Source organism: Chryseobacterium sp. (assembly GCF_041914225.1).
In the GTDB taxonomy this organism is placed as follows: domain Bacteria; phylum Bacteroidota; class Bacteroidia; order Flavobacteriales; family Weeksellaceae; genus Chryseobacterium.
The window spans coordinates 25,051-50,930 of record NZ_JAYSDT010000010.1 but is presented as its reverse complement, the minus strand read 5'-3'; the positions used below and the strand labels follow the sequence as shown (position 1 = coordinate 50,930).

Annotated in this window: 22 protein-coding genes and 6 tRNA genes; 17 read left to right on the top strand and 11 right to left on the bottom strand. The window is 37.8% G+C overall.

Features of this window, described 5'->3' with window-relative positions:
- Positions 1–171: 171 nt before the first annotated feature.
- From ACE3RB_RS06890 to ACE3RB_RS06870, 5 genes are all read left to right on the top strand, one after another.
- On the top strand, positions 172–1,188 hold the full coding sequence (locus ACE3RB_RS06890; protein WP_374463551.1) for a DUF4421 family protein: 1,017 nt from the start codon (positions 172–174) through the stop codon (positions 1,186–1,188).
- A 63-nt stretch (positions 1,189–1,251) separates the two neighbouring features.
- Positions 1,252–2,634, top strand: coding sequence for a phosphoglucosamine mutase (glmM, locus tag ACE3RB_RS06885; protein WP_374463550.1), 1,383 nt, complete (start codon positions 1,252–1,254; stop codon positions 2,632–2,634).
- Between the two features lie 19 nt (positions 2,635–2,653).
- On the top strand, positions 2,654–3,262 hold the full coding sequence (locus tag ACE3RB_RS06880; protein ID WP_374463549.1) for a Crp/Fnr family transcriptional regulator: 609 nt from the start codon (positions 2,654–2,656) through the stop codon (positions 3,260–3,262).
- 327 nt (positions 3,263–3,589) lie between these two features.
- On the top strand, positions 3,590–4,558 hold the full coding sequence (locus tag ACE3RB_RS06875) for a zinc-binding alcohol dehydrogenase family protein (RefSeq protein ID WP_374463548.1): 969 nt from the start codon (positions 3,590–3,592) through the stop codon (positions 4,556–4,558).
- Positions 4,559–4,765: 207 nt separating this feature from the next.
- A complete protein-coding gene (locus ACE3RB_RS06870; protein WP_002981950.1) occupies positions 4,766–6,148 on the top strand; it encodes a tetratricopeptide repeat protein in 1,383 nt (460 codons plus the stop codon).
- A gap of 46 nt (positions 6,149–6,194) precedes the next feature.
- Here the strand turns inward: ACE3RB_RS06870 and ACE3RB_RS06865 are convergent, their stop codons facing one another.
- The 4 genes from ACE3RB_RS06865 to ACE3RB_RS06850 are packed head-to-tail and all read right to left on the bottom strand — an operon-like array spanning position 6,195 to position 9,061.
- A complete protein-coding gene (locus ACE3RB_RS06865; protein WP_374463547.1) occupies positions 6,195–7,058 on the bottom strand; it encodes a hypothetical protein in 864 nt (287 codons plus the stop codon).
- A 48-nt stretch (positions 7,059–7,106) separates the two neighbouring features.
- Positions 7,107–7,985 carry a DMT family transporter gene (locus ACE3RB_RS06860; protein ID WP_374463546.1) on the bottom strand — a complete coding sequence of 293 codons (879 nt, stop codon included), beginning with the start codon at positions 7,983–7,985 and terminating at the stop codon, positions 7,107–7,109.
- A complete protein-coding gene (aat, locus tag ACE3RB_RS06855) occupies positions 7,972–8,625 on the bottom strand; it encodes a leucyl/phenylalanyl-tRNA--protein transferase (RefSeq protein WP_374463545.1) in 654 nt (217 codons plus the stop codon). The genes ACE3RB_RS06860 and aat overlap by 14 nt, the downstream gene beginning before the upstream one ends.
- Before the next feature lie 58 nt (positions 8,626–8,683).
- Positions 8,684–9,061, bottom strand: a complete 378-nt coding sequence (locus ACE3RB_RS06850; RefSeq protein ID WP_041461994.1) for a DUF3127 domain-containing protein — start codon at positions 9,059–9,061, stop codon at positions 8,684–8,686.
- A 180-nt stretch (positions 9,062–9,241) separates the two neighbouring features.
- Between ACE3RB_RS06850 and ACE3RB_RS06845 the strand changes: the two genes are divergently transcribed.
- The 6 genes from ACE3RB_RS06845 to ACE3RB_RS06820 all read left to right on the top strand — a co-directional run bounded on the left by ACE3RB_RS06845 (position 9,242) and on the right by ACE3RB_RS06820 (position 9,865).
- Positions 9,242–9,323, top strand: a tRNA-Leu gene (locus tag ACE3RB_RS06845).
- Between the two features lie 4 nt (positions 9,324–9,327).
- Positions 9,328–9,403: transfer RNA gene (locus tag ACE3RB_RS06840), tRNA-Gly, on the top strand.
- Between the two features lie 6 nt (positions 9,404–9,409).
- Positions 9,410–9,493: transfer RNA gene (locus ACE3RB_RS06835), tRNA-Leu, on the top strand.
- Positions 9,494–9,613: 120 nt separating this feature from the next.
- Positions 9,614–9,695 (top strand) — tRNA-Leu (locus tag ACE3RB_RS06830).
- Positions 9,696–9,699: 4 nt separating this feature from the next.
- A tRNA-Gly gene (locus tag ACE3RB_RS06825) sits at positions 9,700–9,775 on the top strand.
- Positions 9,776–9,781: 6 nt separating this feature from the next.
- Positions 9,782–9,865 (top strand) — tRNA-Leu (locus ACE3RB_RS06820).
- Positions 9,866–9,954: 89 nt separating this feature from the next.
- Here ACE3RB_RS06820 and ACE3RB_RS06815 read toward each other — a convergent pair.
- On the bottom strand, positions 9,955–10,527 hold the full coding sequence (locus tag ACE3RB_RS06815; protein ID WP_374463544.1) for a helix-turn-helix domain-containing protein: 573 nt from the start codon (positions 10,525–10,527) through the stop codon (positions 9,955–9,957).
- Between the two features lie 19 nt (positions 10,528–10,546).
- Between ACE3RB_RS06815 and ACE3RB_RS06810 the strand changes: the two genes are divergently transcribed.
- Positions 10,547–11,812 (top strand): PLP-dependent aminotransferase family protein, encoded by a 1,266-nt coding sequence (locus tag ACE3RB_RS06810; RefSeq protein WP_374463543.1) that lies wholly within the window; start codon positions 10,547–10,549, stop codon positions 11,810–11,812.
- Positions 11,813–11,826: 14 nt separating this feature from the next.
- Positions 11,827–12,312 (top strand): GNAT family N-acetyltransferase, encoded by a 486-nt coding sequence (locus ACE3RB_RS06805; protein WP_374463542.1) that lies wholly within the window; start codon positions 11,827–11,829, stop codon positions 12,310–12,312.
- 72 nt (positions 12,313–12,384) lie between these two features.
- Here ACE3RB_RS06805 and ACE3RB_RS06800 read toward each other — a convergent pair whose 3' ends face one another.
- From ACE3RB_RS06800 to ACE3RB_RS06775, 6 genes are all read right to left on the bottom strand, one after another.
- Positions 12,385–14,238: an alkaline phosphatase family protein gene (locus tag ACE3RB_RS06800; RefSeq protein ID WP_374463541.1), complete on the bottom strand. Its 1,854-nt coding sequence runs from the start codon at positions 14,236–14,238 to the stop codon at positions 12,385–12,387.
- 402 nt (positions 14,239–14,640) lie between these two features.
- On the bottom strand, positions 14,641–15,309 hold the full coding sequence (locus ACE3RB_RS06795; RefSeq protein ID WP_374463540.1) for an HAD-IA family hydrolase: 669 nt from the start codon (positions 15,307–15,309) through the stop codon (positions 14,641–14,643).
- Between the two features lie 7 nt (positions 15,310–15,316).
- Complete coding sequence (locus ACE3RB_RS06790; protein ID WP_374463539.1) at positions 15,317–16,471, bottom strand: TIGR03364 family FAD-dependent oxidoreductase; 1,155 nt, start codon at positions 16,469–16,471, stop codon at positions 15,317–15,319.
- An 11-nt stretch (positions 16,472–16,482) separates the two neighbouring features.
- Entirely contained in the window at positions 16,483–17,787 is a 1,305-nt protein-coding gene (locus ACE3RB_RS06785) for a DUF5690 family protein (RefSeq protein WP_374463538.1), read from the bottom strand.
- A 9-nt stretch (positions 17,788–17,796) separates the two neighbouring features.
- Positions 17,797–20,622, bottom strand: coding sequence for a TonB-dependent receptor (locus tag ACE3RB_RS06780; RefSeq protein WP_374463537.1), 2,826 nt, complete (start codon positions 20,620–20,622; stop codon positions 17,797–17,799).
- Positions 20,623–21,164: 542 nt separating this feature from the next.
- Entirely contained in the window at positions 21,165–21,734 is a 570-nt protein-coding gene (locus tag ACE3RB_RS06775) for a helix-turn-helix domain-containing protein (RefSeq protein ID WP_232722720.1), read from the bottom strand.
- Between the two features lie 237 nt (positions 21,735–21,971).
- Between ACE3RB_RS06775 and ACE3RB_RS06770 the strand changes: the two genes are divergently transcribed.
- From ACE3RB_RS06770 to ACE3RB_RS06755, 4 genes are all read left to right on the top strand, one after another.
- Complete coding sequence (locus ACE3RB_RS06770; protein ID WP_374463536.1) at positions 21,972–22,679, top strand: response regulator transcription factor; 708 nt, start codon at positions 21,972–21,974, stop codon at positions 22,677–22,679.
- 3 nt (positions 22,680–22,682) lie between these two features.
- Positions 22,683–24,095, top strand: coding sequence for a sensor histidine kinase (locus tag ACE3RB_RS06765; RefSeq protein WP_374463535.1), 1,413 nt, complete (start codon positions 22,683–22,685; stop codon positions 24,093–24,095).
- Between the two features lie 222 nt (positions 24,096–24,317).
- Complete coding sequence (locus ACE3RB_RS06760) at positions 24,318–24,812, top strand: hypothetical protein (protein ID WP_374463534.1); 495 nt, start codon at positions 24,318–24,320, stop codon at positions 24,810–24,812.
- A gap of 34 nt (positions 24,813–24,846) precedes the next feature.
- Positions 24,847–25,674: a YoaK family protein gene (locus tag ACE3RB_RS06755; protein ID WP_374463533.1), complete on the top strand. Its 828-nt coding sequence runs from the start codon at positions 24,847–24,849 to the stop codon at positions 25,672–25,674.
- Positions 25,675–25,880: the final 206 nt, after the last annotated feature.

Sequence of the window (25,880 nt, the reverse complement as noted above, 5' to 3'; positions counted from 1 at the left end):
AGCATTCGCCTGTTACTCTCTGTTTAAAGTACTTAAAAAGAATTTTGCTCCTAAGAAATTCAGTTCCAAAAGAACCAACTGCGATAAAGATTGCGGCTGTTCTTAATATTGGGTTCATCGGATAATTGAAAAAAATGTAGTAATTTCATTTTTCTAATGTAAATTATTAATTTGAATTTCTTAAAGACAGGATTACTGGTATTATTTTCTTTATTTACCCTTCAGGTAAAGGGACAGTCAGATACTGTCAACATCAAGTCTTATGCGGATCAGGTCATGATTCGTGCCAATCTTGATACCAATATTGAGAGCTATGTTTTTTCAGCAGGAGAAGGTAAGGATGCTTTCAAGATGGACCTGTCAATCAACAATAAAACAAAAACATCCCTTTCAGTCGATTATAGAATCATAAGTGCTACAGTATCATTTGCCCCCAGATTTTTGGATGGAAATAATGATGATGAAATGAAAGGAAAAAGTTCTTATACCGATCTAAGCTTCAGGTTTTTTCCCGGGAGATTCATCCAGAATGTTTATTATAAAAATGTAAAAGGCTTTTATGTAGAAAATATGAAAGACCTTTCCCCCGAATGGCAGGAAGGAAGAGATCCCTACATTCAGTTTCCGGATTTACGGGTGCAAACCTTTGGTGGATCTACATCCTATATTCTTAACAAAAATTTTTCAGCAAGAAGTATCTACACCCAGGGAGAATGGCAGAAGAAAAGCAGTGGCAGCTGGATTCCGTTTGTGGATTATGATCTTACCATTTTCAGAAATACAATTGATGGCGTCAAAAGCAAGGAAATACAATATAATATCGGAGGAAATATCGGGTATTTCTATAATTGGGTAATTGGAGATAAGGTTAATATTTCACCTTATCTGACCGTCGGGATCGGAGGAAAATTCTCCAGCTTCACGGATATTGAGAACGGAAATACTAAGAAAAATGCGCAGTATGCAACCATAAGAATGCAGGGAGGCCTTCATATAGGTTATAATACTGACCGGTTTTTATTCGGAGGTAAAATGAATTTTAAAAGCTATGCGTACGACCAGAAAGATAACCAGACTGTGGAAAATAATAACCTTTATGGACTGTTATATATAGGTTATCGCTTTGCACCACCGAAAGTTGTAAAAAATACCTACGATAAAATTCAAAAAAAGATTCCCGTTCTATAAGTTCAAAGGTCTTTTAAGTATCTTTGCGATGGAAAATTTAGAAAAACAAAATAAAAAAACATCATGTCATTAATAAAATCTATTTCCGGAATTCGCGGAACCATTGGAGGAAGAGTAAATGATAACCTGACACCGCTGGATGTGGTAAAATTTGCATCCGCCTTCGGAACATGGCTTCAGAATAATAAAAACAAGAAAGATCTTACCCTTATCATTGGAAGAGATGCCAGAATTTCTGGTCAGATGGTTTCTTCCCTGGTTACTGCTACTTTGCAGGGGTTGGGAATTAATGTAATAGATCTTGGCCTTTCTACTACGCCAACTGTTGAAGTAATAGTTCCTGAGCTGAATGCAGACGGAGGAATCATCCTTACCGCTTCCCATAATCCAAAACAATGGAATGCCCTTAAATTATTAAACGAAAAAGGAGAATTCATCAGTGGGGAAAATGGAGCAGAAGTACTGGCTTTGGCAGAAAGTGAAGACTTCAACTATGCAGAAGTAGATGATCTTGGGAAATATGAAACAAGAGATGATGCTTTTGATATTCATATCCAGCAGATTCTGGATTTACCGATGGTAGATGTAGAAGCAATCAAAGCGAAGAAATTTAAGGTGGTTCTGGATGCTGTAAACTCTACAGGAGGAATCGCGATTCCTATGCTTTTGGATAAATTAGGCTGTGAAACCATCAGATTGTACTGTGAACCAACCGGACACTTTCCACATAATCCTGAACCTTTGAAAGAACATTTGGGAGATATCTGCGAGCTGGTAAAAAAAGAAAATGCAGACTTAGGAGTGGTGGTAGATCCTGATGTGGACAGATTAGCCCTTATTGATGAAAAAGGAGAAATGTTCGGAGAAGAATACACGTTGGTAGCCGTTGCTGATTACTTATTGAAACATAAAAACGGAGTGGCTGTTTCCAACCTTTCTTCAAGCCGAGCTTTGAGAGATGTGGCACATGCACACAACTCAGAATATTTTGCAAGCGCAGTAGGAGAAGTAAATGTAGTTACTCTGATGAAAGAGAAAAATGCTGTGATCGGAGGAGAAGGAAACGGAGGAATTATCTATCCTGATTTACATTACGGAAGAGACTCTTTAGTAGGAGTTGCCCTATTCCTGACTCATCTAGCCAAAGAAAACAAAACCGTTTCTGAATTAAGAGCAGGCTATCCAAGTTATTTCATGGGTAAAAAGAAAATAGAACTTACGCCGGAGATAGATGTAGACGCTATCTTAAGCAAAATGGAACAGGAATATCAGAATGAAGAAGTTTCTACCGTGGATGGTGTTAAAATAGACTTTGAAAACAACTGGGTTCACCTTAGAAAATCCAATACAGAGCCGATCATCAGAATTTATACTGAAGCTAAATCTCAGGAGGAAGCAGATCAGTTGGGAGATGATATCATTGCTAAAATCAAGAGTTTAATCTAAAATATACGAAGAACGGACAATGCGTCCGTTCTTTTTTATATCAGTAATGTTTGAACATATCAAAAACAGGTTTCCTTTCCCCAAAGAAAAATGGAGAAAATTTGTAAGCGGCTTCGAACGTATGGAAGTTCCTGCCAAAACTTTGCTATTACAGGAAGGTGAGATTTCCTGTAATGCCTATTACATAGAAAAAGGAATGGCAAGGGCCTGGTATAATAATGACGGAAAAGACGTAACATTCCAGTTTTTTCTTGAAAACACGATGTTTTCTTCCCTTGAAAGCTTTAAAAAAGGCTTGCCAAGTATGGTGTCTTTTGAGACGATAGAACCCTGTATTTTATATAAAATCAACAGATCTGATGTGGAAGCCTTCCTGGAAGAAGTTTATGAAAACCCCGAACTCAGAAATCTCTTTATGGATGCTCTTTTTGAAAGAATATTTGATTATATGAAGCATTTCTTTTCATTCATTAAAGACACACCGCAGCAACGATATTTGAATCTGGTTAAGGAAAAACCGGAGATTATCAAAAGAGTTCCGCAGCATTATATTGCCTCCTATCTCGGTATTACCACCGTACATCTCAGCAGAATCAAAAGCAAAATATTGAAAGAAAGATTGGAATAAGCAGGAAGGTGGAACCCGGAACCCGGAAGTTTAAAAAGAAACTGAATAAATTCTGACTCATCTTAAAGCAATGTTCACAAAGAATAATTTATATTGTTGAAAATGTTCGCAAAGGCGTTCCACTCAGCAATGTTCATTGTTATTTGCTGAACGAAGTGCCCCTGCGAACAAATTAATACTTACTCTTCTATTTCCTGGCGTCCTCTGCGTTTTAATCTATTGCCCGCTTATAAACTTCAAGCTTCCGGCTTCCTTTCTTAAAACTGATAACAAATGTTATCGTTCCATAGCATTCACTCCTCATAATTTTGTTTAAAAATTAAAAGAATGAAAGCAGCAGTAGTATTTGAAAAAGGAAATATTCCTCAATACACAGATTTTCCTGAACCTGAAGCACAGGAAAATGAAATTATAGTTACAGTGAAAGCCGCGTCTATTAAAAACCTTGACAGGGCCAGAGCTGGTGGAAGTCACTATTCAACAGATAATCAGGAGCACCAGTCAACGATTATCGGGACAGACGGGGCAGGATATCTGGAAAACGGAAATAAAGTCTATTTTTTCAGTAAAAAAGGAACCGTAGCAGAAAAAGCAGCAGCAGATAAAAAAATGATCATTCCGATTCCTGAAAAACTGGATTTCTCTATAGCAGCTGCGTTGCCCAATGCGGTGATGGGCTCTGCAATGGCATTAAAATTCAAGGCAGGATTACAACAGGGTAATACTGTTCTGATCAACGGGGCAACAGGAATTACAGGTAAAATTGCAGTTCAGGTTGCCAGACTATACGGAGCAGGTAAGATTATCGTTACCGGAAGAAATGAAGAATCGCTTTTGGCTTTACGTGAATTAGGTGCCGATGAGGTGGTTTCTCTCAAACTGGAGGAACATGATTTTAAGCAAAAAATAAAAGAGATTCACAGGGAAAAGCCTATAGATGTTATTCTGGATTATATCTGGGGGCATTCCGTAGAAATGATATTATCTGCCCTTAAAGGAGACGGCAACTTTTCCCATAAAACAAGGCTGGTAAACGTAGGAGGAATGAGCGGAGATACCATTCAGCTGTCTTCACAGGTTCTGCGGGGCACTGATATTCAGATTTCCGGATCAGGATTGGGAAGCTGGACGAAAGAAGAAACAGTACTTTTGTTCTCAGAAATTATTCCCGGAATGTTTCAGGCCGCCGTAGACGGAAAAATAAAAATGGAAACACAGGACATTGATATTAAAAATATCGAAACCGTATGGAACACTGAGATACAAAGCGGAAAACGCCTGGTCATAAGAATTTAACCCCAATTTCCGTTTTTTTATCCACAATCCTTTTATCGGTTTTCTTTTTTTACTATTTTTATAATAGAAATTTATGAAATGGAAAATTCAAAAAAAAGTTGCAACTTTGCATAAATATTTGAATATCAGTTTCAGATGTATTATTAACTAAACGTTTGCCGAGGTCTGTAAGCAAATTCAGACATCAGGCCGACAAAGAGGACACTATTGGAAGAGTATTTTGGAAATGAACTTGTAAAAAAGTTCGAGGAAATGATGGAAAACAATGACGAATTCTACTTCGATACCGAAGAACTGGAAGACATTATTGTTTATTATTTGGAGCTTGGTGATTTTAATTACGCAGATATGGCGGTTAATTATGGGCTAAAGCTTCACCCTAATTCGTTGGATATTAAGATCAAAAGACTTGAGATCCTTCTGGAGTGGGAAGAGTATAATACGGCGAAAGAACTTATTGACGAACTGAAAGGCGCTTCTATGGAGAATACAGACTTTTTGGTTTGCTACGCAAAGTATTATTCGAACTTAGGAAATCCCAGAAAATCCATTGAAATCTGCAAAAAAGCTTTGACATTAGAGGAAGAAGAAAACTTTCTCCACAACTTTATTGCGGATGAATATGTGAATCTCGGAGATCCTTTTAACGCTCTTAAGCATTACAGGAAAGCACTGAAAGAAGATCCGGCGGATGAATATGCGCTGGAAAACTGTATGGTATGCTTCAGTGACCTGAATAAGAGTGAGGAGGCAATTGCCTTTCTTAATGAATATTTAGATGAATTCCCTTATTCTGAAACCGCCTGGTTTGAATACGGACAATTCTACTTCAACAGAAAAAATTATGATGAAGCCATAAGAGGTTATGATTATTTATTGGCAATCAACTCCAATTCAGTTGGTGTATATGCCAATAAAGCAGCCTGTTATGAAGCTTTGGGACAATACCAGAAGGCAATCGAAACGTATGAAGAAATGCTGGAGCTGGAATATACAAAGGCATTTACCTTCTATAAGATCGGATTATGCAATAAGGCTTTAAAACAGCCTATCCTGGCTTTGAACGCATTCCAGAAATCATTGAGAGAAGACCCTCAGTTTTATCTTGCCATGATGGAACAGTCTTATCTTTACGAAGAAATGGGCGGAATGTCCGAAGCATTGCATTTTGCCAAAGAAGCTACCCAGCTGAATGAAAACAACCTTGATTATCAGAAGAGACTGGCGTTTTTATTCATCGATTCCGGGAAGTTTGAAGAAAGCCTTTCATGTCTTAAAAAGCTGGTAGATGCAGAACCTTCAAGGTTTTACAACTGGTATGCTTATTCAGAAGTTCTGATGTTGGTAGGAGAATATGAAGATGCAGTGACAGTTTTGAATAAAGCTATTAAAAGGCATCACAGAGCTGAACTGTTTTATCAGTTAAGCAACTGTTATTTCAATCTGAAAGAGCAGGATAAAGGAATGGAATCACTTCAGAAAGCACTGGATCTTGATCCGTCTTTGGTTAAGGATATGCAGAAAAAATATCCTTTCATTAAAGATGAGGTAAAAAAGGTTAAGGCCGGTAAAGTGAAGAAAAAGAACTAGATTTATCTGAAAAATAATGAAAAAACCTGCAAAACTGCAGGTTTTTTTATTGATAATTATATTCGTAAAAAAACTTATCCGGAGTACTGCTGTTCGGGTTTCCGTTCGCATCAAGAGACTGTCTGCTTTCTTCAGATGGATAACCGGCAGTATTAAAAGTTGTTGTATACTTATGCTGAGTTGTTCCGGTTGCTGTTCCTCCTCCGGCAGTGGTGCTGGTAAACTCGCCTTTGTAACTGCTTAAGCTGTTTTTTATATTTGAAAACAGCATGTTGACACCATCGCTCTCATTTCCATTGAATATGATCTTGTCAAAACCTTTCACATTTTTAAAAGGATAATTTTTATCTGTGTAAGTATAGGTTTCTTTTTCTGTATAATTAACCGTATTTCCATTTACGGTTCCTGTCCCTGAACCTATATTGCTTACCATATTTCCGTTGCTGTAGGTAAACACACTGTTGATGGTCGAAGTACCGGCAGTTCCTGAATTCGTCTGTCTTTTTACGTTGATTTCTGTATTACTGGTGTAGGTGTAGGTAAATGAAACAGTGTTTTGTAATGTTCCGGTAGTAGAATATTCCTTAATGACTGCAGACGACATACGTCCACTGGAATAGCCATACTCAACAGTACTTTCTAGAATGTTATTTTCGTAATTTTTGATACCTGTAATGTAATCATCAGTATAGGTAAACTCTACTCTCTGTCCATGATTAATATTATTGATCATGCTGATGATCTTCGTTCCGTTATAATTGACCTTCATAACAATACCATCTATTGTCATTTTAGTAGGAAGTATTACATTCTGAGCGGAAGGGTCACTGTTGTCAAAAGGAATATCGTCTGAATCAGAACAGGATAGAGTGAACAAGGCTATGGAGCCATAAAGTAAAAGTTTTTTCATAGTTATAAGTTAAATCAGCCCAAATATAATTTAATTTATAACATAATGTTACTTTTTAGGATTTGTTCTTAAAAATATCAGTCCGCCTATGATGATTCCTGCTCCTATAAATTGTAAATAAGTCAGCTTTTCACCATCAATAATTCCCCAGATAATAGCTACAATAGGCATTACCAAAGTTACAGTTGAAGCAAAAAGAGGGCTGGAAACTTTCAGTAAACGGTAATTCATCATCATTGCCAGGCCTGTTCCGAAAATAGATAAAAGACTGACGAACATCAGCCCCAGCAGGTTATCCTTCGAAAAACTGAATTCAGAAAAAAATCCTGTACATGTCAATGCAATAACAGAAGGAAATATCAAAACAAACGAGAAAACAAAAGCAGACAAAACAGTAGAGGAGACTTCCATAAGTTTTGATTTTACAGTTGTTGTACTCAGAGCGTAGCATAAAGTTGCCAATAAGAGCAGAAGAATCGGAATCATTTTAAACTCTCCGCTGTCACCGCCTCCAAATGCCAGGATGCAGACTCCTGTGAAGCTTATTAACGTTCCGATGATCTGTTTTTTGGTTGTTTCAAACTTCCATACCAGTGCACCGACAATGATCACGAAAATAGGCATCATGGAGTTGATAATTCCTGCAATGCTGCTGCTAATTTCAGTTTCAGCAATCGGAAACAGGAACATTGGAATGAAATTTCCGGTAAAAGCTGCCAGAATTAACCACTTCAGATGCTTTTTAGGGAAAAGCTTGTAATTGGAAATGGCAACCGGAAGTAAAATTATCCCGGCAATAAGCACTCGTAAGGACCCTACCTGAAAAGGATTGAAATGTTCCAATGATTTTTTGATTAAAATAAAGGATGATCCCCAGATAATACTCAGGACAATCAGAAGAACCCACTTTTCTTTATCTGCGTTCATTATTTTCGTGTAAGATTTTTAGAAATTCTTTTTTAGGAATCATTTTTGCCCCTAAGCTCTCAAGGTGCTCTGTATGAGATTGACAATCAATTAATTCAATTGTATTTTTATTACTTTCTACAAAATGGATAAACCCGGCTTTGGAAGCATTGCTCACCTTTGCAAACATGCTTTCTCCACAGAACACATTCCCGATCTGCAATCCGTAAAAACCCCCTACAAGCTCGCCATCCTGCCATACTTCCACGCTTTTGGCCAGCCCATACTCATGAAGCTGGATAAAAGAATCCATCAGCTCATCGGAAAGCCATGTACCTGACTGTCCCTTCCGGGTTGCCTGCTGGCAGTTTCTGATCACCTCCCTGAAATTCTTATTCTCAGAAAAAGTAAAAACATTCCTGTTCAGGATTTTTCTCATGGATTTTGAAACCCTCAGTTCTGCAGGAATCAGCACGAATCTTGGATCCGGACACCACCAAAGAATCTCCTCCCCGGGATTGTACCAGGGGAAAATTCCTAATTGATAGGCAAACCAAATACGTTCTACGGAGAGGTCACCTCCAAAGGCAACCACTCCCTCATGACCGTCATACAGTTCAGGGTCTGGAAATGAAATCTCGTTCTCGTCTAATCGGACCATTTTTAGAAAAAAAATCCCACTTCAAAAAGCAGGATTTATATTGATCTTTATTCTTTAATTAAAAAGGTAAATCATCATCGTCATCACCAGCAAATGGGTTCTCATTTGAAACTGGAGAAGCAGATTGCTGAGGCATTGCCTGAGTAGGTTCTGAAGCATTATCAAATACTTTCTCTACTCTCCATCCTGTAATAGAGTTGAAATATTTAGTCTCACCCTGAGGAGAAACCCATTCTCTACCTCTGATGTTGATTCCTACTTTTACATTTTCTCCTTCCTTAAGGTTATCTAATAAGCTGATTTTATCAGATAAAAATTCTATGTTTATCGGCTGTGGATACTGTTCCTGGGTCAAAATAACCATTTCTCTTTTTTGAAACCCGCTCGCAAATGTTTGAGCATCAAAAAGTTTCTTTACCGTTCCTTGTAATTCCATATCGTAAATATTAACGTTGTAAAAGTAAGAAAATGAAATGTAATAAAAGGTGCCGTGAAAAAAAAATGTGGAAATTTTAATTTTTTTTCCTGAAAAGTTTGGTACTAAAGGAAATTGTCCTATATTTGCACTCACAAAAACGAAGCAAGCTCTTTAAAACTTACAATATTAAAAAAACCAGCGGATGTGGTGTAATTGGTAGCCACGCCAGACTTAGGATCTGGTGCCGTGAGGCGTGGGGGTTCGAGTCCCTTCATCCGCACTATGCGAAAATAGCTCAGCTGGTAGAGCACAACCTTGCCAAGGTTGGGGTCGCGGGTTCGAATCCCGTTTTTCGCTCCACACCATGCCCTGGTGGTGGAACTGGTAGACACGCAGGACTTAAAATCCTGTGTCCGCAAGGACGTACGGGTTCAAGTCCCGTCTGGGGTACAAGACCCTCTGTAATATCTTACGGAGGGTTTTTTGTTTTAATAGAGAGTGTTCTTTAAATAAAATTTTTATATTTGTAAGAAATATAACCTGAATCTGTAAATTCAGATCAGTAAACCAGCGGATGTGGTGTAATTGGTAGCCACGCCAGACTTAGGATCTGGTGCCGTGAGGCGTGGGGGTTCGAGTCCCTTCATCCGCACTATGCGAAAATAGCTCAGCTGGTAGAGCACAACCTTGCCAAGGTTGGGGTCGCGGGTTCGAATCCCGTTTTTCGCTCCACACCATGCCCTGGTGGTGGAACTGGTAGACACGCAGGACTTAAAATCCTGTGTCCGCAAGGACGTACGGGTTCAAGTCCCGTCTGGGGTACAAAGCCCTCTGTATGATAGTACGGAGGGCTTTTTGTTTTATGACATTTGGAGGATTTTCATTCAAGTGATTCTATTAACTGATGTTCCTTAGCAGATGATCCGACCCGTTTTCTTTTCCAGATTTTCCAGTCTTTCAAAAATCCGGGTAAAAATATTTTTCTCAGCAATAGAAACATAGCCAATGATCTTGTAATACTCCTGATTATGTAGTCTTGTTGATTGGTTATCAGTGATATATTGGAGGGTTTTATTGGTGTAGACCAATAAATTGCTTACAGGCTCTGTCTTCAGGTCTGCTTTATTCAGGAATAATATATCGCCGTGTTGATATTGTGGAAGCAATACTTTTTCCGGCGTAAACTCATATATCAGATCAACAGATGCTAATATTTTTTGCAATATAGGATTGTAAGGATCTTTCTCTGTTTCTGAGCTGCTTTGGATCACTGATTCAGGAAAAAGTACAGGTTGGTCTGTATCAGAAACACTTTTCAATTGGTTTTCCTGGACAGGTTCGGTCAGTAGTTGATCAAGGGTAAGGTTAAAATAATTGGCAACCTTCAGTATAGTTTCAATTTTAGGCTCAGCACGCCCTTCCTCATAAGAACTTATCACGCCCCTGTTGAGATCGAACAGATCGGCAAAAGCCTTTTGGCTCAATCCGATAAAACAGGCCTATATGGAGCTTGAAAGCCGTTCTCTGGTAGAATCACGACCTAAATATGGGTATTATGTAAGCCAGTCTTCCCAACGGAAACTGGCCCTGCCTTCTGTAGCTCAGATGAAACATTCAGAAGGGGAAAATACGCCTCAGGATCTTTTTGACAAGGTATTCGGAACTATTGCCGGTACGGATGTGACACAGTTTGCTTTGGGAATTCCCGGAAAGAGCCTTCTTCCGGTAGCCAAAATGAAGAAATGTATGATTGATGTGGTAAAGAGGAAAAATGACAGCGGTGTCAATTATGAATCGGTGCAGGGCAGCGAGCTGCTTCGGCGTGAAATTGCCAAATGGTCCATCGTGATGGAAGGAAAAATTACAGAAGATGATCTGGTGATTACTTCAGGTGCTATGAATGGAGTTTATCACGGTCTGATGGCGGTTACGAAACCGGGAGATTGTGTGGCAGTAGAAAGCCCCGTATATTTTGGAATCCTGCAGGCTATCCATCTGTTGGGGCTCAAGGCTGTGGAAATTCCAACCCATCCTATTACAGGGGTTGATCTGGATGCCCTGAAAAAAGTGCTTCCAAAGCTTTCCGCCTGCTGTTTTGTGGTGAATTACAACAATCCGCTAGGGTTTCAGATGCCTGATGAACATAAAAAGGAACTGGTGAAAATGCTTACTGAACAAAATGTACCCCTTATTGAAGATGATGTCTACGGAAACATCTATTTCGGAGCAGGAAGGCCAAAACCCTGCAAATTTTATGATGAAGCCGGAATTGTGATGTGGGTGGGATCGGTTTCCAAAACCCTTGCTCCCGGTTTCAGGACAGGATGGGTGGCTCCCGGAAAATTTAAAGAAAAAATTATCCGCCAGAAGCTGGTTCAGACGGTTTCCAGCCCATCGCTGTTCTCAGATGTAATTGCGGATTTTCTGGCCCATGGAAGGTATGATCATCATTTGAGAATGTTCCGGAAAAAGCTATATGCCAATTATCTTCAGATCCAGAAATCGGTAGCTGAATACTTTCCTGACAATACTAAGATTTCAGAGCCCAAAGGAGGTTTTATGCTGTGGCTGGAACTGGACAAAAGAATTTGTACCGAAGATCTTTATGATGTGGCTTTTGAGCAGAAAATTAACTTTGCTCCGGGAAGAATGTTTTCACAGTATAACCAGTATCAGAACTGCATGCGGTTGAATTACGCTTTGGAATGGACCGACAGAGTGGAAAGCGATCTTGATAAGCTGGGTAAAATGATAAAAAACAGAATTTAATAAACATTATAGCGATGAATGATAACAATAATGAAGTAAAAATCGTAGCGTATAAACCTGAGTATAAAGAAGCTTTCAAAGCTTTAAATGAAGAATGGATTAAAACATTCTTTGTCATGGAAGCCGGTGATTATAAACTGCTGGAAAATCCTGAAGAGCATATTTTGAATAAAGGAGGACATATTGTTTTTGCTCTGTTAAATGATGAGCCTGTAGGAACCTGCGCATTGGTAAAAACCCAGGATTATCCCCTTACTTTTGAGCTGTCAAAGATGGCGGTAAGCCCAAAGGCCCAGGGGAAAAAGTTAGGGTATCTGCTGGGAAAAACTTTGGTGGAAAAAGCGAAAGAATTACATGCAGAGAAAGTCTTTTTAGTAACGAATTCTATACTTGTTCCGGCGATTAAGCTCTATGAAAAACTGGGCTTTATCCATACTCCTGTTAACAATGCCGGATATGACCGTGTAGATGTGCAGATGGAGCTGAATCTGAATATATAACAAAAAAATATTAGAACAAGGATAGGAATATCCTTGTTCTAATATCAAATTTAAATCTAATTGCTTTACTGTTTATTTCTTGATAAAAGTTTTTGTCACAGATTTTTTGCTCCCGGAAATTTTAATAAAATATACTCCCGCCTGAAGATTTGCGATATTGATGTTCTCATCATAATATCCTCCCAGAGAATGTAGTAAGGATGTGGAGACAACAGTTCCATTATTGTCGAGGATTTCTGATTTAATCTCCTTATCTTCAGAATTATACCGGATAGAAATATATGCAGAAGCAGGATTGGGATACACTTTAAAATCATCTGCCGTCTGTATCGTTTCTCTGGCTGATAATATTTCTTTGGAACATGCAGGGATTCTGTTCACTCCGTCTATTCCCCATGAAGGCTGTACCGGAATACAGAGCCAGTTTAAAACGGTTGGAAAATGATCCGTCTCTCTTGTTGTGGAAGTATAATCATACACTTTAAAGTTGTTAACTGTATTAATATTATAAGCTGGAGATCCTGTTATAGTCATATTATTGGCATTCAAGCTTGAATCTGTCAGGGTATTTCCTGAAGTTCCGTTGCATTTCCAATTAGCCACCAGCTGAGAATAATAAGGATGTGATGGGGTAATATCCTGATGGGCCCAATTAACAATCACATCATTTGGAAGGGCCGATTTCCATATCCTTATATCTTTATAGGAAGCCGAAAGATTGATTCCATATGCATTTGTTCCATCCTGGTTCAAAGTTAAAGGAAGTCCGGAGTCAATATTTCCGATGATATTCATTTTAGCAAAAGTTACCGGAACACCATCCTCATAAAGGGTCACCAGCCCGTCTCTGTCAAAACTCGCAGCAATATGTTTCCACTTATTTGTTTCTGCTTTTCCTCCTACAAGGTCGATTCTGTTGGTTCCGTCACCAATATTCATTTTGAATGTCTGCCCGGAATATCCTGAAAAAACAAATCCTTTGTTTTTTCCGTTAGCCCAGTTTTTATTACTGATCATTACCGGATCACTGGAATAAGCAGCATTAGGCTTTACCCAAAATTCAATGGTGAAATCCTGATTGGCTCCGAAATTGAATGGAGCCTGGTTACCTGGTTTTGCATATGTTCCTGCAGGGAAACTCAACTGATTAAATGTTTTATTGGACTCCAGAACGGTTTTGCTGATCTGTTGTGGAGTAAATCCGGGATTTGAATACACTGTAAAAATATTTCTTTCAGAAAGATTTCCGCCTCCATGAGAGCTGTCTACTGCTCCGTGATCAGTAGTCAGTACTACCAGCCAGTCTTCATTATTGTAGGATGGTCTGTTTTTCATTGCTGCAACAATCTCTCCGATATAAGTGTCTGTTGTCTTAATAGAAGATACATACTGAGGAACAGCTGATGAAAACGCGTAAGAATGCCCTGCATGGTCCACATCATCAAAATCCACAAAGAGGATATCAGGATTGTCACTTTGCAAAGCGGTTACTGCAGCATTCTTTACAGCAAGATCTGTTGCAAGATTGCTTTTAATATCAGCATTCTGGATAATTTTATCGTTGATGGGTGACCAATGAGCCAGAGAAATGGTTTTCAGGTTCGGATTGAAGGTTTCAGCTCTTGTTAAAAAATCAGGATAACCGGCAAAGTTCGGATTGGTGAAATTATTGTCCTGAACATTGTGTTTGGTGTGCCATACACCGGTGAGCATGGTACTCCAGCCGTTTCCGCTCCAGGTAGTGGCAGCGCAAAGCCCGTCAACAGAGTAAATCGACTGGCTGATAAGATTTTGGATGTTCGGCGTAGGAGTAGACATCATTACATCTGTACGACATCCGTCAATTCCGATAAAAAGTACTTTTTTTGTCTGAGCTCCAAGAAAGCAGCTCATCACAACAGCCACTGAGAATAGTTTTGTTTTCATAGGGAAAAGAGTTTTTGAAATAGAAAAGTTTACAAATAGTGATTTATTTTTAAATATTGTAAAATTAATTTACTATTTGTAAACATGTATGAACTGAAAATTAATTAATTGATAATTAAAAAGTTCCGAAAAAGAAGGATTGTTGAACCACAAAAGTCACAAAAGCGAATGCCTTTATCTAAAGCTAAATGTCTTAATGAATATAAGCTCACAATAGTATCCGAACATCTTCAATTTTTACAAATCTTCAATCAAACGTACGATATTCCCCTCCTCCGGAGGGGTGTCGAAAATTCAAAGAATTTTTGACGGGGTGGTAAAAAACACAAACATTTTCAATAGAAATATCCATGAAAACATTTGTGTCAAGAAGTATTTAAAAATATGTTGAAAAAGAAACCGTTAAAGAATATCTTTAGCTTCAGAAATGGTATTCAGAATATAATCCGGGGCAGCCTTTTCCAGCTCTGATTGTGTTTGAGCTCCGGAAAGAACGGCTACTGTTAATCCGCAGCCTGCGTTTTTACCTTCTTCGATATCAATAACAGAGTCACCTGCCTTTAAAACTTTATGAGCTTCAGTGATATTGAATTTCTTCATCGCAAGATGGATCATCTCCGGGCTTGGACGGCTTTCAGAAACATCATCCGCGGTAATCAAAGCATCAAAATGAATACTTTCTTTCCAGTTGAGTTTATTCAAAAGCTGATGAGCAATTTCAGAGGTATAACCTGTATTCAAAACAATTTTTTTGTTTTGAGACTTCATGCTGAGGAGGAAATCTTCAGTCCCGTTGATAGGTTTTACATCAAGATTTTTATATGATTCCTTTAGCTGTTCAGAAAATTTCTCAAAAATTGCAGGAGCATCTTCTTCTTTACCATTAATTTCCTTTAAAAGACTTGTAATGGCTTCCAGTTTTTCCATTCCGGCACAGGTGGATAATACTTTTTCAAGGCTTACGGAATAGCCGTAATCATTCACAGCGCTGGTAAGTGTTTTATATACTACATTATCCTCATCAATTGTTGTTCCGGCCATATCCAGAACTAATAATTCTATATTTTTCATTTCAGTTTTATGCGTAAATTTTTTCAATATTAAACTTAGAGAATCCGCCGCTTCCCGTCATTCCTTTTCCTCCGATACCTGTTACAATATGAATGTTTGCAGATGGGCTGTGCTCGAAAATATCTTTGGTTTTACATTGGGAATAAATGCCAAACCATCTTCTCTGAATTTCATAGGTGGGAAGATCAATAATTTTTTTAGCCTCATGGATCATGAATTCATCAATCTCCATATTTAGGTCATACCCAAGATCATCTGCATTTTTAGCATCTGCATATTCATGAGAATCTCCTATGATTACAGAACCATCAAGAGCCTGTTTGAATAAAATATGAATTCCGTATTTCTTTTCGAAAGAATTTGGGTCTTCTGCTGCCTTGATTTTCTGGTAAGAAGGACATTCACCGAATGATTCATATCTTCTGACAGAAAGCCCGGTAAGAATATTTCCCTGAAGCGAATAAATCCCCTGAGGTTTGGTCTGTAGCATCTGTAGCTTGCTCACTTCCAGATCACTGTCATTAAATACTTTAGGATATAAAGTTTTGAACTCATGTCCTCCGCAGATAATGATTTTAGATGCGTTGAATGCTGTTCCGTCGGCAGCTATGGCTGTACATTTCTGATCATCTTCATGGGTTTCCAGCACTGTAGTATTATAGAAAATCTGCAGTCCCATTTTTTCCTGAAGCAGCTTATGAAGCTTTACAATCATATCTGCCGGATCTACTGAAAGTTCCTGCGGGAAAAACAAGCCTCCTTTGCAGTAATCCGAACGGAGACCATCAAATTTTTTGATGCAGTCATTTTTTGATAATAAAACAGAGTCATAATCATTGTTTCTGTTGATTTCATAAAGTTCTTCAATCAGCTGAAGCTCTTCGTCATTGGAAGCAATATATACAGATCCGTTTTGTCTGATGGTAAGGTCTGCATGGGTATGAAGTTCCTGATAGATTGCAAGACTTTCTCTTCCGAAATTCTGCCATTTCAGATCCATTCCGGAGGGTACTACCTGTCCGAAATTCCTTACGGTAGCACCTTGAGGAACAGAGTTTCTTTTCAGTAGAGCCACCTTAAGATTTTTCTTCAGCGCATGATAAGCATGGAATGTTCCTAAAATTCCGCCTCCTACAACGATTAAATCAAATTTTGTTGTCATTTTACAAATATTTATAAGATTTTCGACGTATCGAAATTGATGAATTGATTAGAGTTTGAGTTTGATTTCGGCTTTGATTTGTTTCTGAAAGCCAGAAAAGCAATCACCGAAAGAATGAAAACCGTAACGGTGATGATATAATTTAAGTTGATATAAAAATGTAACCATGAAGTCTGGGCCGAGCCAAAGTTTTTATACAAAAGAATCAGAACACTTCCCAGATACCCGAATGAATCTACAATATAGATCAAAAAACCAACATTTCCCTTGATCTCAAAAGCGGCTATCATCCGGTCAAAATAAATTCCGTTAAAAGGAATATAGCAGATATACATTCCGAAGCCGGAAATCGTCATCCATAAAAACGGAGATAATGACCCCTGCTGGAAGAGGTAAGTAGAAAGCCCCACGATAAGGATTCCTGCAAAAAGAATGTAATGGTAATAGACAAATGCCTTTTTGTTGTTTTTTACTCTTACTATAAAGCTTAAAATCACGAGAACCATCACCGCAATAGGAATCTCCGTTAAGGTGAAAATAGAACTGTCGAAACTGAAATTCAGCCCGTCCCATATTTCCCGGTTGAAATTATCTCTGAAATCCCTTAAAATTGTTAAGCTGATATATAAAAATATGATACAAACGATCGGCACAAAAAACTGCTGTACCAATGCTTTTCTTTCTGCACTGTTTAACGGTTGTCTTTTGTTTTTAAGTAAAATATCTTCTTCTGAAGGGTTGGGAATCCTTTCAAGTAACAGCCCGAAAAAAATCAGGGGAATAATAAAAATAAGTCCTGCTGAAAAAGGCATCCAGAATTCGGAAATTGGGAACGTATCCATTAAAAATTTTCCTGTTGATTTTGTAAATCCTGAAGAAACCACAAAGCTTGAACATAAAAACAATCCGATAATTTCTGTGGCTTTTCGCCCTTCGATATAAGAAAAAACAATTCCCCAGATCATTCCCAGCGGAATCCCATTAATAAACATAAATAATATATTGTAAGGAGCGGGAACGGCTGCAAATCCCAACAAAGCAAGTTCTGCAATGGCAATGAAAGCAAAAAGATAAGTTAGCCTTTTCTTAGGTTTCAGCTCGGAAATAAATTTGATCCCGATGAATTTTGAAATGAAATAACCTACGGCCTGTGCAATGATAATCAGAATCTTATAATCTACTCCGAAATAGGAAAGTCCCTCGAAAGATGCAACGGTAAAGGGTTTTCTGAAACCGTACATGCAGAAGTAAACACCAAAAGCAGCAAAAGCGGCTTTCAGTGTTACTAATGTTTTTTTATTGATTGTTCTGGCCATGATGATGGTTTAGAAGTTCAGTTTTATTCCAAGGTTGAATCGTACTCCATAATATTCTACCTGCTCAGGGCGGTCTTCGCTTTTTCCGAAGTGATAGATTAATGGCTTGTTCAGAATATTGTTAACGTCCGCATATAAAGTCAGGTATCTGGTAAACTGATAAGAACCTCCGAAGTCCAGATTGCTGTATTTACCATAATAAGAATCATTGATATCTTCTTCAGCATATTCTACGGCGTATTTACCTTTATAATTGTAAGCCAGCCTTGCATTGAATCCTTTTTTCTCAAAGAAAAGCTGTGCGTTATACAATTCCTTTGCCTGGTAAGGAAGGGCTACTTTTCTTCCGCCCGGTTTTTCCATTTCAGAAGTCATGAATGTAGCATTCAGCTGTACACCGAAGTACTGTAAAAATCCTGGAAGAAAATCAAATCTTTTATTTAGTCCCAGCTCAACACCTCCTAACCATGCAGCATTTCCGTTGTTGGGAGCGGTGAACTGTACTCCGTTGATCCCGTTGTAGTTTCCGATAAAAGAGTCCTGAAAAATAGGATCTGTAATGGATTTATAGAAAACGCCTCCACTCAGAATTCCTACATTGGAAAAATAATATTCTCCCATCAGATCAAAATTTAAAGAATAGGTAGGATTAAGGTTGGGATTTCCCCCCTTAAATTCGTTGTCAGCTTCAATATAAGTTCCTCCAGGCGTAAGATCTCCGAAATTAGGTCTTGAGAAAGTTCTGGTAGCAGCAAAACGAAGATTGGCTTTGTCGTTTAATGTATATTTAAGGTGAATCATCGGAAGAACAGCCAGATAATTTTTAGTGTTTTCTACAGGGGTAAGAACATTATCATTTACACTATATCCTCTTACTTTAGTATTGGTGTTTGATAATCTGATTCCTCCCAAAATCGTAATCTTATCATTCAGTTTATAGGTTGCCATCCCGTAAGCATCTGCATGTTTTTCAAAGACATCAAAGTTTCTTCCTAATGCCTTATTGTACTCCAGTGCTTCGGAATCGGCAGTGTTGATCTTCAGGTTTCCCTGATTCTGGAACCAGAACTGATTCATTCCATTGGTTGAAAGTACCGGTCCAAAAGTGTTGCCGATATGGGTATTCATTTCACTTAAATATTGGGGGCCGTTAGGTTGCGTTGTGATATATTGTGAAAAATCCGATAGAAGAGGAGCGGTTCCGTTGCTCCAGTTGTAAAAAATATCAGAGAACCTTGCATTACGTTCTTTATCTCTGTACTTAAAACCATACTTTAATGTCAGTTTATCTGAAGCATTGATTTCATGGTTGAAAGCTGCTACGATTTTATCCTTTTCCTCCACAAAAACCTTATAGAATTCAAGATCTGTGAATCTCATCCGGGATGCATCCATCTTAAAGTCCGGATCACTGTAAAAACCAAACAAGGCATCCGGGTTTTTATAGTCTAACTTCCCGCCATCTGCTTTCCAATAAGCTCTCGGACCGTTTCCATGATCTGAAATATAGTCAGGATTGATCCCTACACCAGATTGAGTATACTTGATGACATAGTAGGAATTGTTCTGCTTGTCAGGGATATTTCCATACTTGAATCTGTTGTCATAATAAGATAAGTCCCAATCGATTTTTCCTTTGTTTAACTGATGAACTGCTCCCAAAGAAACAGAGGTAAGCTGTGTAATCAGTAAATTGTGAATATTCTGAAGCTCAACCCTCGCTGTATTATTGGTGCTGCTGAATTTATCAAACCGGATTCTGTGTTTATAATGGGTTTCATCGTCTGATAAGGTACCGTACATTCCTTTTAAATAGAAAGTGGTTTTGGGAGACAGTACATATTCAAAAGCCGTATTAATTCCTGTTGTCTTTCTTACCCCGTTATAATCGCGGAGTTCCAGCCTGAAAACACCTTCATCACCACTTCTTCTTGCCTCGAAATTATCGGTAGACCAGTTTCTTATGAAATGGGCAAAGTTTAATAAATACCCGAATTTCTTATCCTTTGTTCTTCCTCCATACAAAAATCCAAGATTGTAAACCCCTTTATCAGCTTTTGCATTATAACCGCTTCCAATCGTTGCTTTGAATTCTGTTTTCATGGGCGGAGTTTTGGTAATAAAGTTGACACCACCGCCTATTCCGTCTGCTTCCATATCCGGGGTAAAAGACTTGTTTACATGTACATATGAGATCAGTTCAGTAGGAAAGAAGTCGAAGGCTGTGGCCCTGGATGTTGTTTCCTCTTCAGCAGTGGGAAGCCTGTTTCCGTTGATGGTTGTAGAAGCCCAGAATGGCGGAAGCCCTCTCAGGGAAACAAACCTTCCTTCTCCCTGGTCTCTTTCGATAGAAACCCCCTGTACACGCTGTACGGTTTCAGCTGCATTTCTGTCCGGCAGCTTTCCGATTCCGTCCGAAGCAATGACATTGGTAATATTGATTGCATTCTTCTGAAGGTTCAAAGCTCTTGCTTCCGTATTTTTCAACGTTCCGGTTACTACAATTTCATCAATATTTTTACGTGGCTGTGAAAGTTTGATCATTCCCAGATCAACAGTTTGTTCAGGCTTCAGGTCTACGTTGATCTCTGCAGATTCATATCCTATATAGCTGATCTGTAAAGTGTATTGGCCTTCTTTAATATCATTGATGATAAATTTTCCTTCAGTATCAGTTGTTGTGTTTTTAGATAAGCCTTTTATTTTGACTGTTGCCCCGGGGAGAGGCTGACTGTCATCAAGGACAGTTCCTATAATTAACTGTTTCTGCGCGGTAACAAAGATGATAATACAGACAAAAACAAGGGTAAGTAATTTCTCTAAAGTTGTTTTCATTTTTACATATATTAAATTTTTTATGCAAATCACGCTAATGATTTTAATATATATAAATATTTTGTATTAAGTATTGGTTAACAAATAGACGCTGTTTGTTACGATTATTTTACTTTAAAACGAATTGAAGTTATCGTTTGAAAATTCAATAAAATGAGGTTTAAAGTTGCTGTTTCAAGGTTTTTAGTAAATGTTTTTCAAAAATATCAGGAATAGAAACCTAATGAAAACAGCCGTATTTTGATTCATATTTCGTTCATCTTGGAAGAAAGCAGAAAAACAAAAGTTGCATATTTGTAAACTTTTGTATGTTTCGGAAATCAAAATTGAAGAATGCTGTAAAAATTGGAATATGATTTAAACGCAAAGTTTTATGATTGAAAAGTATATTTTTAAGGAAGCAAAAGCTACGGCTTTGTCGCTGATGAAGCTTTATTATTATGTGTGTGCTTAGAAAGAATCAATAAAATTGATTCCAATCTTTGCTCCCTTAAAAATATAAGGTTTAGCAATAAAGAACTTTGCGTTAAAAAAATATGCTGTTATGCAGTATAAAAATAAAGAACAAGCATCACACAGCTCTCATTACTGATGCTTACCGGAACGTGAGGAAACTTTCCGTTGAAATACAAAGAATCTCCTTCTTTTAAAATGACTTCTTCATTATCAATCACATATTTCACTTCTCCTTTCAGGATATATTTGAATTCCCAGGCATCCGTAATGACCTTTTCCCTTTTAGAATTGGGCTCAAGAGTCAGCAGAACGGCCTCAAATCCTAAAGAATGAAGACTTTTGCTGAAGATGTGCATATACCTGAATCCTTCAGCTTCTACTTCTTTTTCAATGACTTGCTGGCTCTCTTTAGGAACGTAGATGAATTTGGCATTGGATTTTTTTTCTACTCCTTCGAAAAAATAGCTGGCATCAATTTCAAGAGACTGAATGAGATCCAATAGCACAGGAAGTGAAGGAATGGTTCTTCCGTTTTCAATTCTGGAAACAAGTCCGTTGCTTACATTCGCTTTAAAAGCCAGTTCGTTGATGGTTAAATTATTCTTTTTTCTAATATCTTTTAATCTTTTGCCGATACCTATTAAAAAGTCATTCATACTGTGTGCAATTTAACCTGGATTATTTTTTCGTCATTATAATAAAGCAAAGGTAATATTATTCTATAGAGTTTGGATAAAGAAGGGAATCAATTCATTGAAAATTATTATTGGAGGTAGAAGTACATCATTGCAAATAGCCGGCAGTCTCTTTACCGTTTCATCTTTCTGCGCTTTACGCTTTCTTTTTCTCACCAGGAAAATTTCCCTATTTTTGTAAAACTCCTTATTTTATTTATGAAAAAAATTATTCTTATCGAAGACGAGACCAGTGTAGTCTCTTTCATTAAAAAAGGACTTCAGGAAAACGGATATGAAATTTCTGTAGCTTTTGACGGCCGTACAGGAGTGCAGCTGGTGCAGGCTAACGATTTTGATCTGGTCATTTTAGACATCATGCTTCCGGAAATGAACGGCCTGGATGTTTGTAAAGAGATAAGAAAAACCAATCAGAGTGTTCCTATTCTGTTTCTGACCGCTTTGGGGACTTCTGAAAATATAGTTCTGGGGCTGGAAAGTGGCGGAGACGATTATCTGGTAAAACCTTTCAAATTTATTGAGCTGGTAGCGCGCGTGAAGTCTTTGCTGAGGAGAAGCAACAACAACGGACCACAGGAAATCGCTGAACCAGAGCCGGATAATGAACATGTATTTCAGTTTTCGGATCTGATAGTGAATGATTATACAAAGAAAGTAACACGCGGAGGAGAAGAGATTTCACTCACTTCCACAGAATATAAATTACTGCTGTATTTTTTGAATAACCCTGAAAAAGTAATTTCCAGAGCTGAAATTCTTGATGCAGTATGGGGAGTAAACTATGAACTGGGAACCAATGTGGTAGATGTGTACGTTAACTATTTAAGGAAAAAGCTGGATAACCAGGATGATAATAAACTGATTCATACCGTGATAGGAATGGGCTATGTATTGAAAAAAACATAATGAATGTTTAATAAAGTCATTACAAATCAAACCAAAACAATGGTGCTTTTAATGTTGGTTTTTACAGCCATCATTTTGCTGTTCAGTGGTTTGGTGTACTTTTCTATCGTTAATTTTTCCCATCAGAGATTTTATGAGCTGCTGAAGATCAGGACGGCAACCATTATCCAGATTGAAAAAAGTAAAGATCATCTTGATCTTCCGGAAAATTATGTCCTTAACAGCCTGAACGATGAGGAACTTCCGATGGAAAAAGACTACGTTTTTGCCGTTCCCACTGATTCCAATTTCAAAAAAATATCTCAGGAAGTTCATATCCCCGATTATTTTTTCAAAAATATCATCAGAGAAGGAGAATCCAACTATAATGATAAAGAATTTTACTATATCGGCCAGAGTTTCAAGTATGATGATAAGGACTATATAGCGATTGCTTCTGCAAAAAACCATTATGTTGTCTATTATCTTGGCTTTTTAAAAAGAACGCTGATTACGTGTATCGTACTTTCCCTGTTTTTCAGTATGATCTTTTCCTTTTATCTGTCTAAAACCTTATTCAGACCCATCTTAAAAATCACAGGAAAGGTAAAGGAAATAAGTTCTGAAAACCTTCATTTAAGACTGGAATCACAGCCTGATAATAAAGAGCTTAATGAACTGGTGGATACCTTCAATGATATGCTCAACCGTATTGAAACTTCCTTTGAAACCCAGAATCATCTTATTGGAAATGTTTCCCACGAACTGAGAACACCTCTTACTTCTATTATGGGAGAAGCAGATGTTGCGCTATCGATCAGCAGAACAGCCGATGAATACAAAGAAACCCTCGGAATTATTCTGGACGAAGCCGAAAAGCTTGATAAAAAGATCAAAGCTTTGCTAATGATTGCCCAAACCGGATTCGACGGAAAGATCCAGAAAATGGATAAGGTGAGAATAGATCAGCTTCTTTGGGATGTCATTGAAACCCTGCGAAGAATTGATTCCAGAAATAATATCTATCTGGACATCAGCATGCTTCCTGATAATCCGAAAAAACTGAAGGTCCAGGGAAACGAGCAGCTATTACATCTTGCAGTAGCTAATATCATCAGCAATGGCTGTAAATATTCTAATTTCCAGCAGGTTAAAGTTTCTTTGGGAGCCACCAATACCGATGTTTATATCATTGTAAAAGACAACGGTATCGGAATTCCTGAGGAGGAAATGAATAAAATCTACGATCCGTTCTTCAGAGCGTCCAATACAAACAACTACGAAGGTTACGGCATCGGGCTTCCGCTGGCCAGAAATATTGTGAGAATGCATCACGGCGAGCTGATCGTCAGTTCACACGAAAATCAGGGAACAACCGTACAGATGCGTTTCCCGAATTTCTATAGTATGCAGAAAGACGAAGAAGTCAAAGGGTAAGCCGGAAACAATAGGTAAAATCGCAAAATGGCAAATTTGCGAAAGGCTCTTTTACCTTTTTGCTATTTCACTTTTTCCCCATATTAACTCCTCTTAACAATTTTCTAATCTCATTTTAATCTCTTTAATCACATTTTAATTCCGTTCCAAAGATCTTCTAATATCATCGTTCTAGTTTTGTATCATCAAAAAAGATAAACGCAATACAAAATAATAAAGAACATGGCTAAAACAATTTTAATTGCAACAGATTATTCTCTTGAGTCATTGAATATATTGAAAAAAGTACTTAAAGAGAAAGAAGCAGCAGAAGATCAGAACCAGTATAATATTCTTCTGACTTCAGGATATGATTCCGGAGATTCTATCAGGGAACTCTTATTCAGCACCAAAACATCAGTTTTCAATAAAATAAGGCCGAAAGAGTTCTGCGATGCCTATGGAATCATTAGTAATAAATACCCCCATCTGGTTAATAAAATCATTTGTGACATTTTTACAGGGAGCTTCCAGAGAACATTCAACCAATATGTAAAGGCGGAAAATATTGAAGAAGCTTATTATTCTCCATCTATCAGAAGCAAAGGGAACGGAAAGTTTGATCTGATTCCTTATATCAGAAAATGCAAAGAGCTTCAGTCTCATGAAATTATCATTGAAGCAAGAGAAAGACTTCCGGAAAGAGGCAGGCTGGCAGAGATCTTTGTAGAAGTCTAAACGTAACAGTAAACACAATTTAAAAAAAATAAAAATGTTAAGAAATTATAGTAACAGCAGGACACTGGGAGACAATATCAGGTTGGGGACGCTGACTGCCTTCACCGCAGGTACTATAAATATTGCTTCCCTGTTGATATTTCTCTCTTTTACATCGAATGTAACGGGACATTATGCTATTTTGGCAGCAGAGATCAGTAAAGGGAACTGGACACAGGTAGCTGTAGTGGGAGGATGGATCTTCCTGTTCTTCTTTGGAAGCTTTGTATCCAACTTTATTGTCATCAATTTTAATAAGAAAAGCAAATATTTTGCTCATGCCATGCCGATTGTGCTGGAAATCATATGTTTGCTTTTTGTAGGTGTTTACGGACAGTTTTATTATCAGAAAACTTTAGAGGAAACAGAGTATCTGGTAGCGTTGATGCTTTTTGCAACCGGACTGCAAAACGGTTTGACGGCAAGTATCTCTAATTTCTCTGTAAAAACCACCCACCTTACCGGAACAACCACCGATCTGGGAATCCTGGTATCAATGTTTACACAGAAAAAATACAGAAAAAACGGTGAGCTTATCGGCAGGGCTAAACTTCTGATGAGTATTATGCTTGCCTATGTCATGGGAGCTGTATTCTCTGGACTTACCTATTACTATCTGGAATTCAGGGTGTTTTATGTGATCAGTATATGTCTGCTGATTGTCATCGGATATGATGCTTATAAAATTCACATTCGTCACTTCAATACAAAATACAGATACAACAGAATCTACAGAAAGCCCAATATTTTTGCTTACCTGTATGAAAAAATCCATGGAGCTCCTAAAAAAGAGAAGAAAAGAAAACTTGTCTTTGAGGATTGAAATATAAAAACACACTATTAATTTTTTGTATAAACTAGCTGTAAGTGCCCTTATTTTATTATAGAATAGGGGCATTTTTCTTAAAAATTAACTCCAATATCTATAATTTGATTGTTTCTTGTCTTGTTTTTCATGGTTGTTCAAATAAAAATTATGGAATCAAATCAATGAACTTGCTAACGCCCTTCATTACAAACATTAAAAAA

What these genes read in the sequence shown, in the direction of transcription:
- ACE3RB_RS06770 (WP_374463536.1), top strand. Translation starts at nt 21,972, where the DNA reads ATGAAAAAAATTATTCTTATCGAAGACGAGACCAGTGTAGTCTCTTTC.
- ACE3RB_RS06880 (WP_374463549.1), top strand. Translation starts at nt 2,654, where the DNA reads ATGCGTCCGTTCTTTTTTATATCAGTAATGTTTGAACATATCAAAAAC.
- glmM (WP_374463550.1), top strand. Translation starts at nt 1,252, where the DNA reads ATGTCATTAATAAAATCTATTTCCGGAATTCGCGGAACCATTGGAGGA.
- ACE3RB_RS06790 (WP_374463539.1), bottom strand. Translation starts at nt 16,471, where the DNA reads ATGACAACAAAATTTGATTTAATCGTTGTAGGAGGCGGAATTTTAGGA.
- ACE3RB_RS06810 (WP_374463543.1), top strand. Translation starts at nt 10,547, where the DNA reads ATGGAGCTTGAAAGCCGTTCTCTGGTAGAATCACGACCTAAATATGGG.
- ACE3RB_RS06765 (WP_374463535.1), top strand. Translation starts at nt 22,683, where the DNA reads ATGTTTAATAAAGTCATTACAAATCAAACCAAAACAATGGTGCTTTTA.
- ACE3RB_RS06850 (WP_041461994.1), bottom strand. Translation starts at nt 9,061, where the DNA reads ATGGAATTACAAGGAACGGTAAAGAAACTTTTTGATGCTCAAACATTT.
- ACE3RB_RS06780 (WP_374463537.1), bottom strand. Translation starts at nt 20,622, where the DNA reads ATGAAAACAACTTTAGAGAAATTACTTACCCTTGTTTTTGTCTGTATT.
- ACE3RB_RS06775 (WP_232722720.1), bottom strand. Translation starts at nt 21,734, where the DNA reads ATGAATGACTTTTTAATAGGTATCGGCAAAAGATTAAAAGATATTAGA.
- ACE3RB_RS06785 (WP_374463538.1), bottom strand. Translation starts at nt 17,787, where the DNA reads ATGGCCAGAACAATCAATAAAAAAACATTAGTAACACTGAAAGCCGCT.
- ACE3RB_RS06865 (WP_374463547.1), bottom strand. Translation starts at nt 7,058, where the DNA reads ATGAAAAAACTTTTACTTTATGGCTCCATAGCCTTGTTCACTCTATCC.
- ACE3RB_RS06860 (WP_374463546.1), bottom strand. Translation starts at nt 7,985, where the DNA reads ATGAACGCAGATAAAGAAAAGTGGGTTCTTCTGATTGTCCTGAGTATT.
- aat (WP_374463545.1), bottom strand. Translation starts at nt 8,625, where the DNA reads ATGGTCCGATTAGACGAGAACGAGATTTCATTTCCAGACCCTGAACTG.
- ACE3RB_RS06875 (WP_374463548.1), top strand. Translation starts at nt 3,590, where the DNA reads ATGAAAGCAGCAGTAGTATTTGAAAAAGGAAATATTCCTCAATACACA.
- ACE3RB_RS06805 (WP_374463542.1), top strand. Translation starts at nt 11,827, where the DNA reads ATGAATGATAACAATAATGAAGTAAAAATCGTAGCGTATAAACCTGAG.
- ACE3RB_RS06800 (WP_374463541.1), bottom strand. Translation starts at nt 14,238, where the DNA reads ATGAAAACAAAACTATTCTCAGTGGCTGTTGTGATGAGCTGCTTTCTT.
- ACE3RB_RS06760 (WP_374463534.1), top strand. Translation starts at nt 24,318, where the DNA reads ATGGCTAAAACAATTTTAATTGCAACAGATTATTCTCTTGAGTCATTG.
- ACE3RB_RS06795 (WP_374463540.1), bottom strand. Translation starts at nt 15,309, where the DNA reads ATGAAAAATATAGAATTATTAGTTCTGGATATGGCCGGAACAACAATT.
- ACE3RB_RS06755 (WP_374463533.1), top strand. Translation starts at nt 24,847, where the DNA reads ATGTTAAGAAATTATAGTAACAGCAGGACACTGGGAGACAATATCAGG.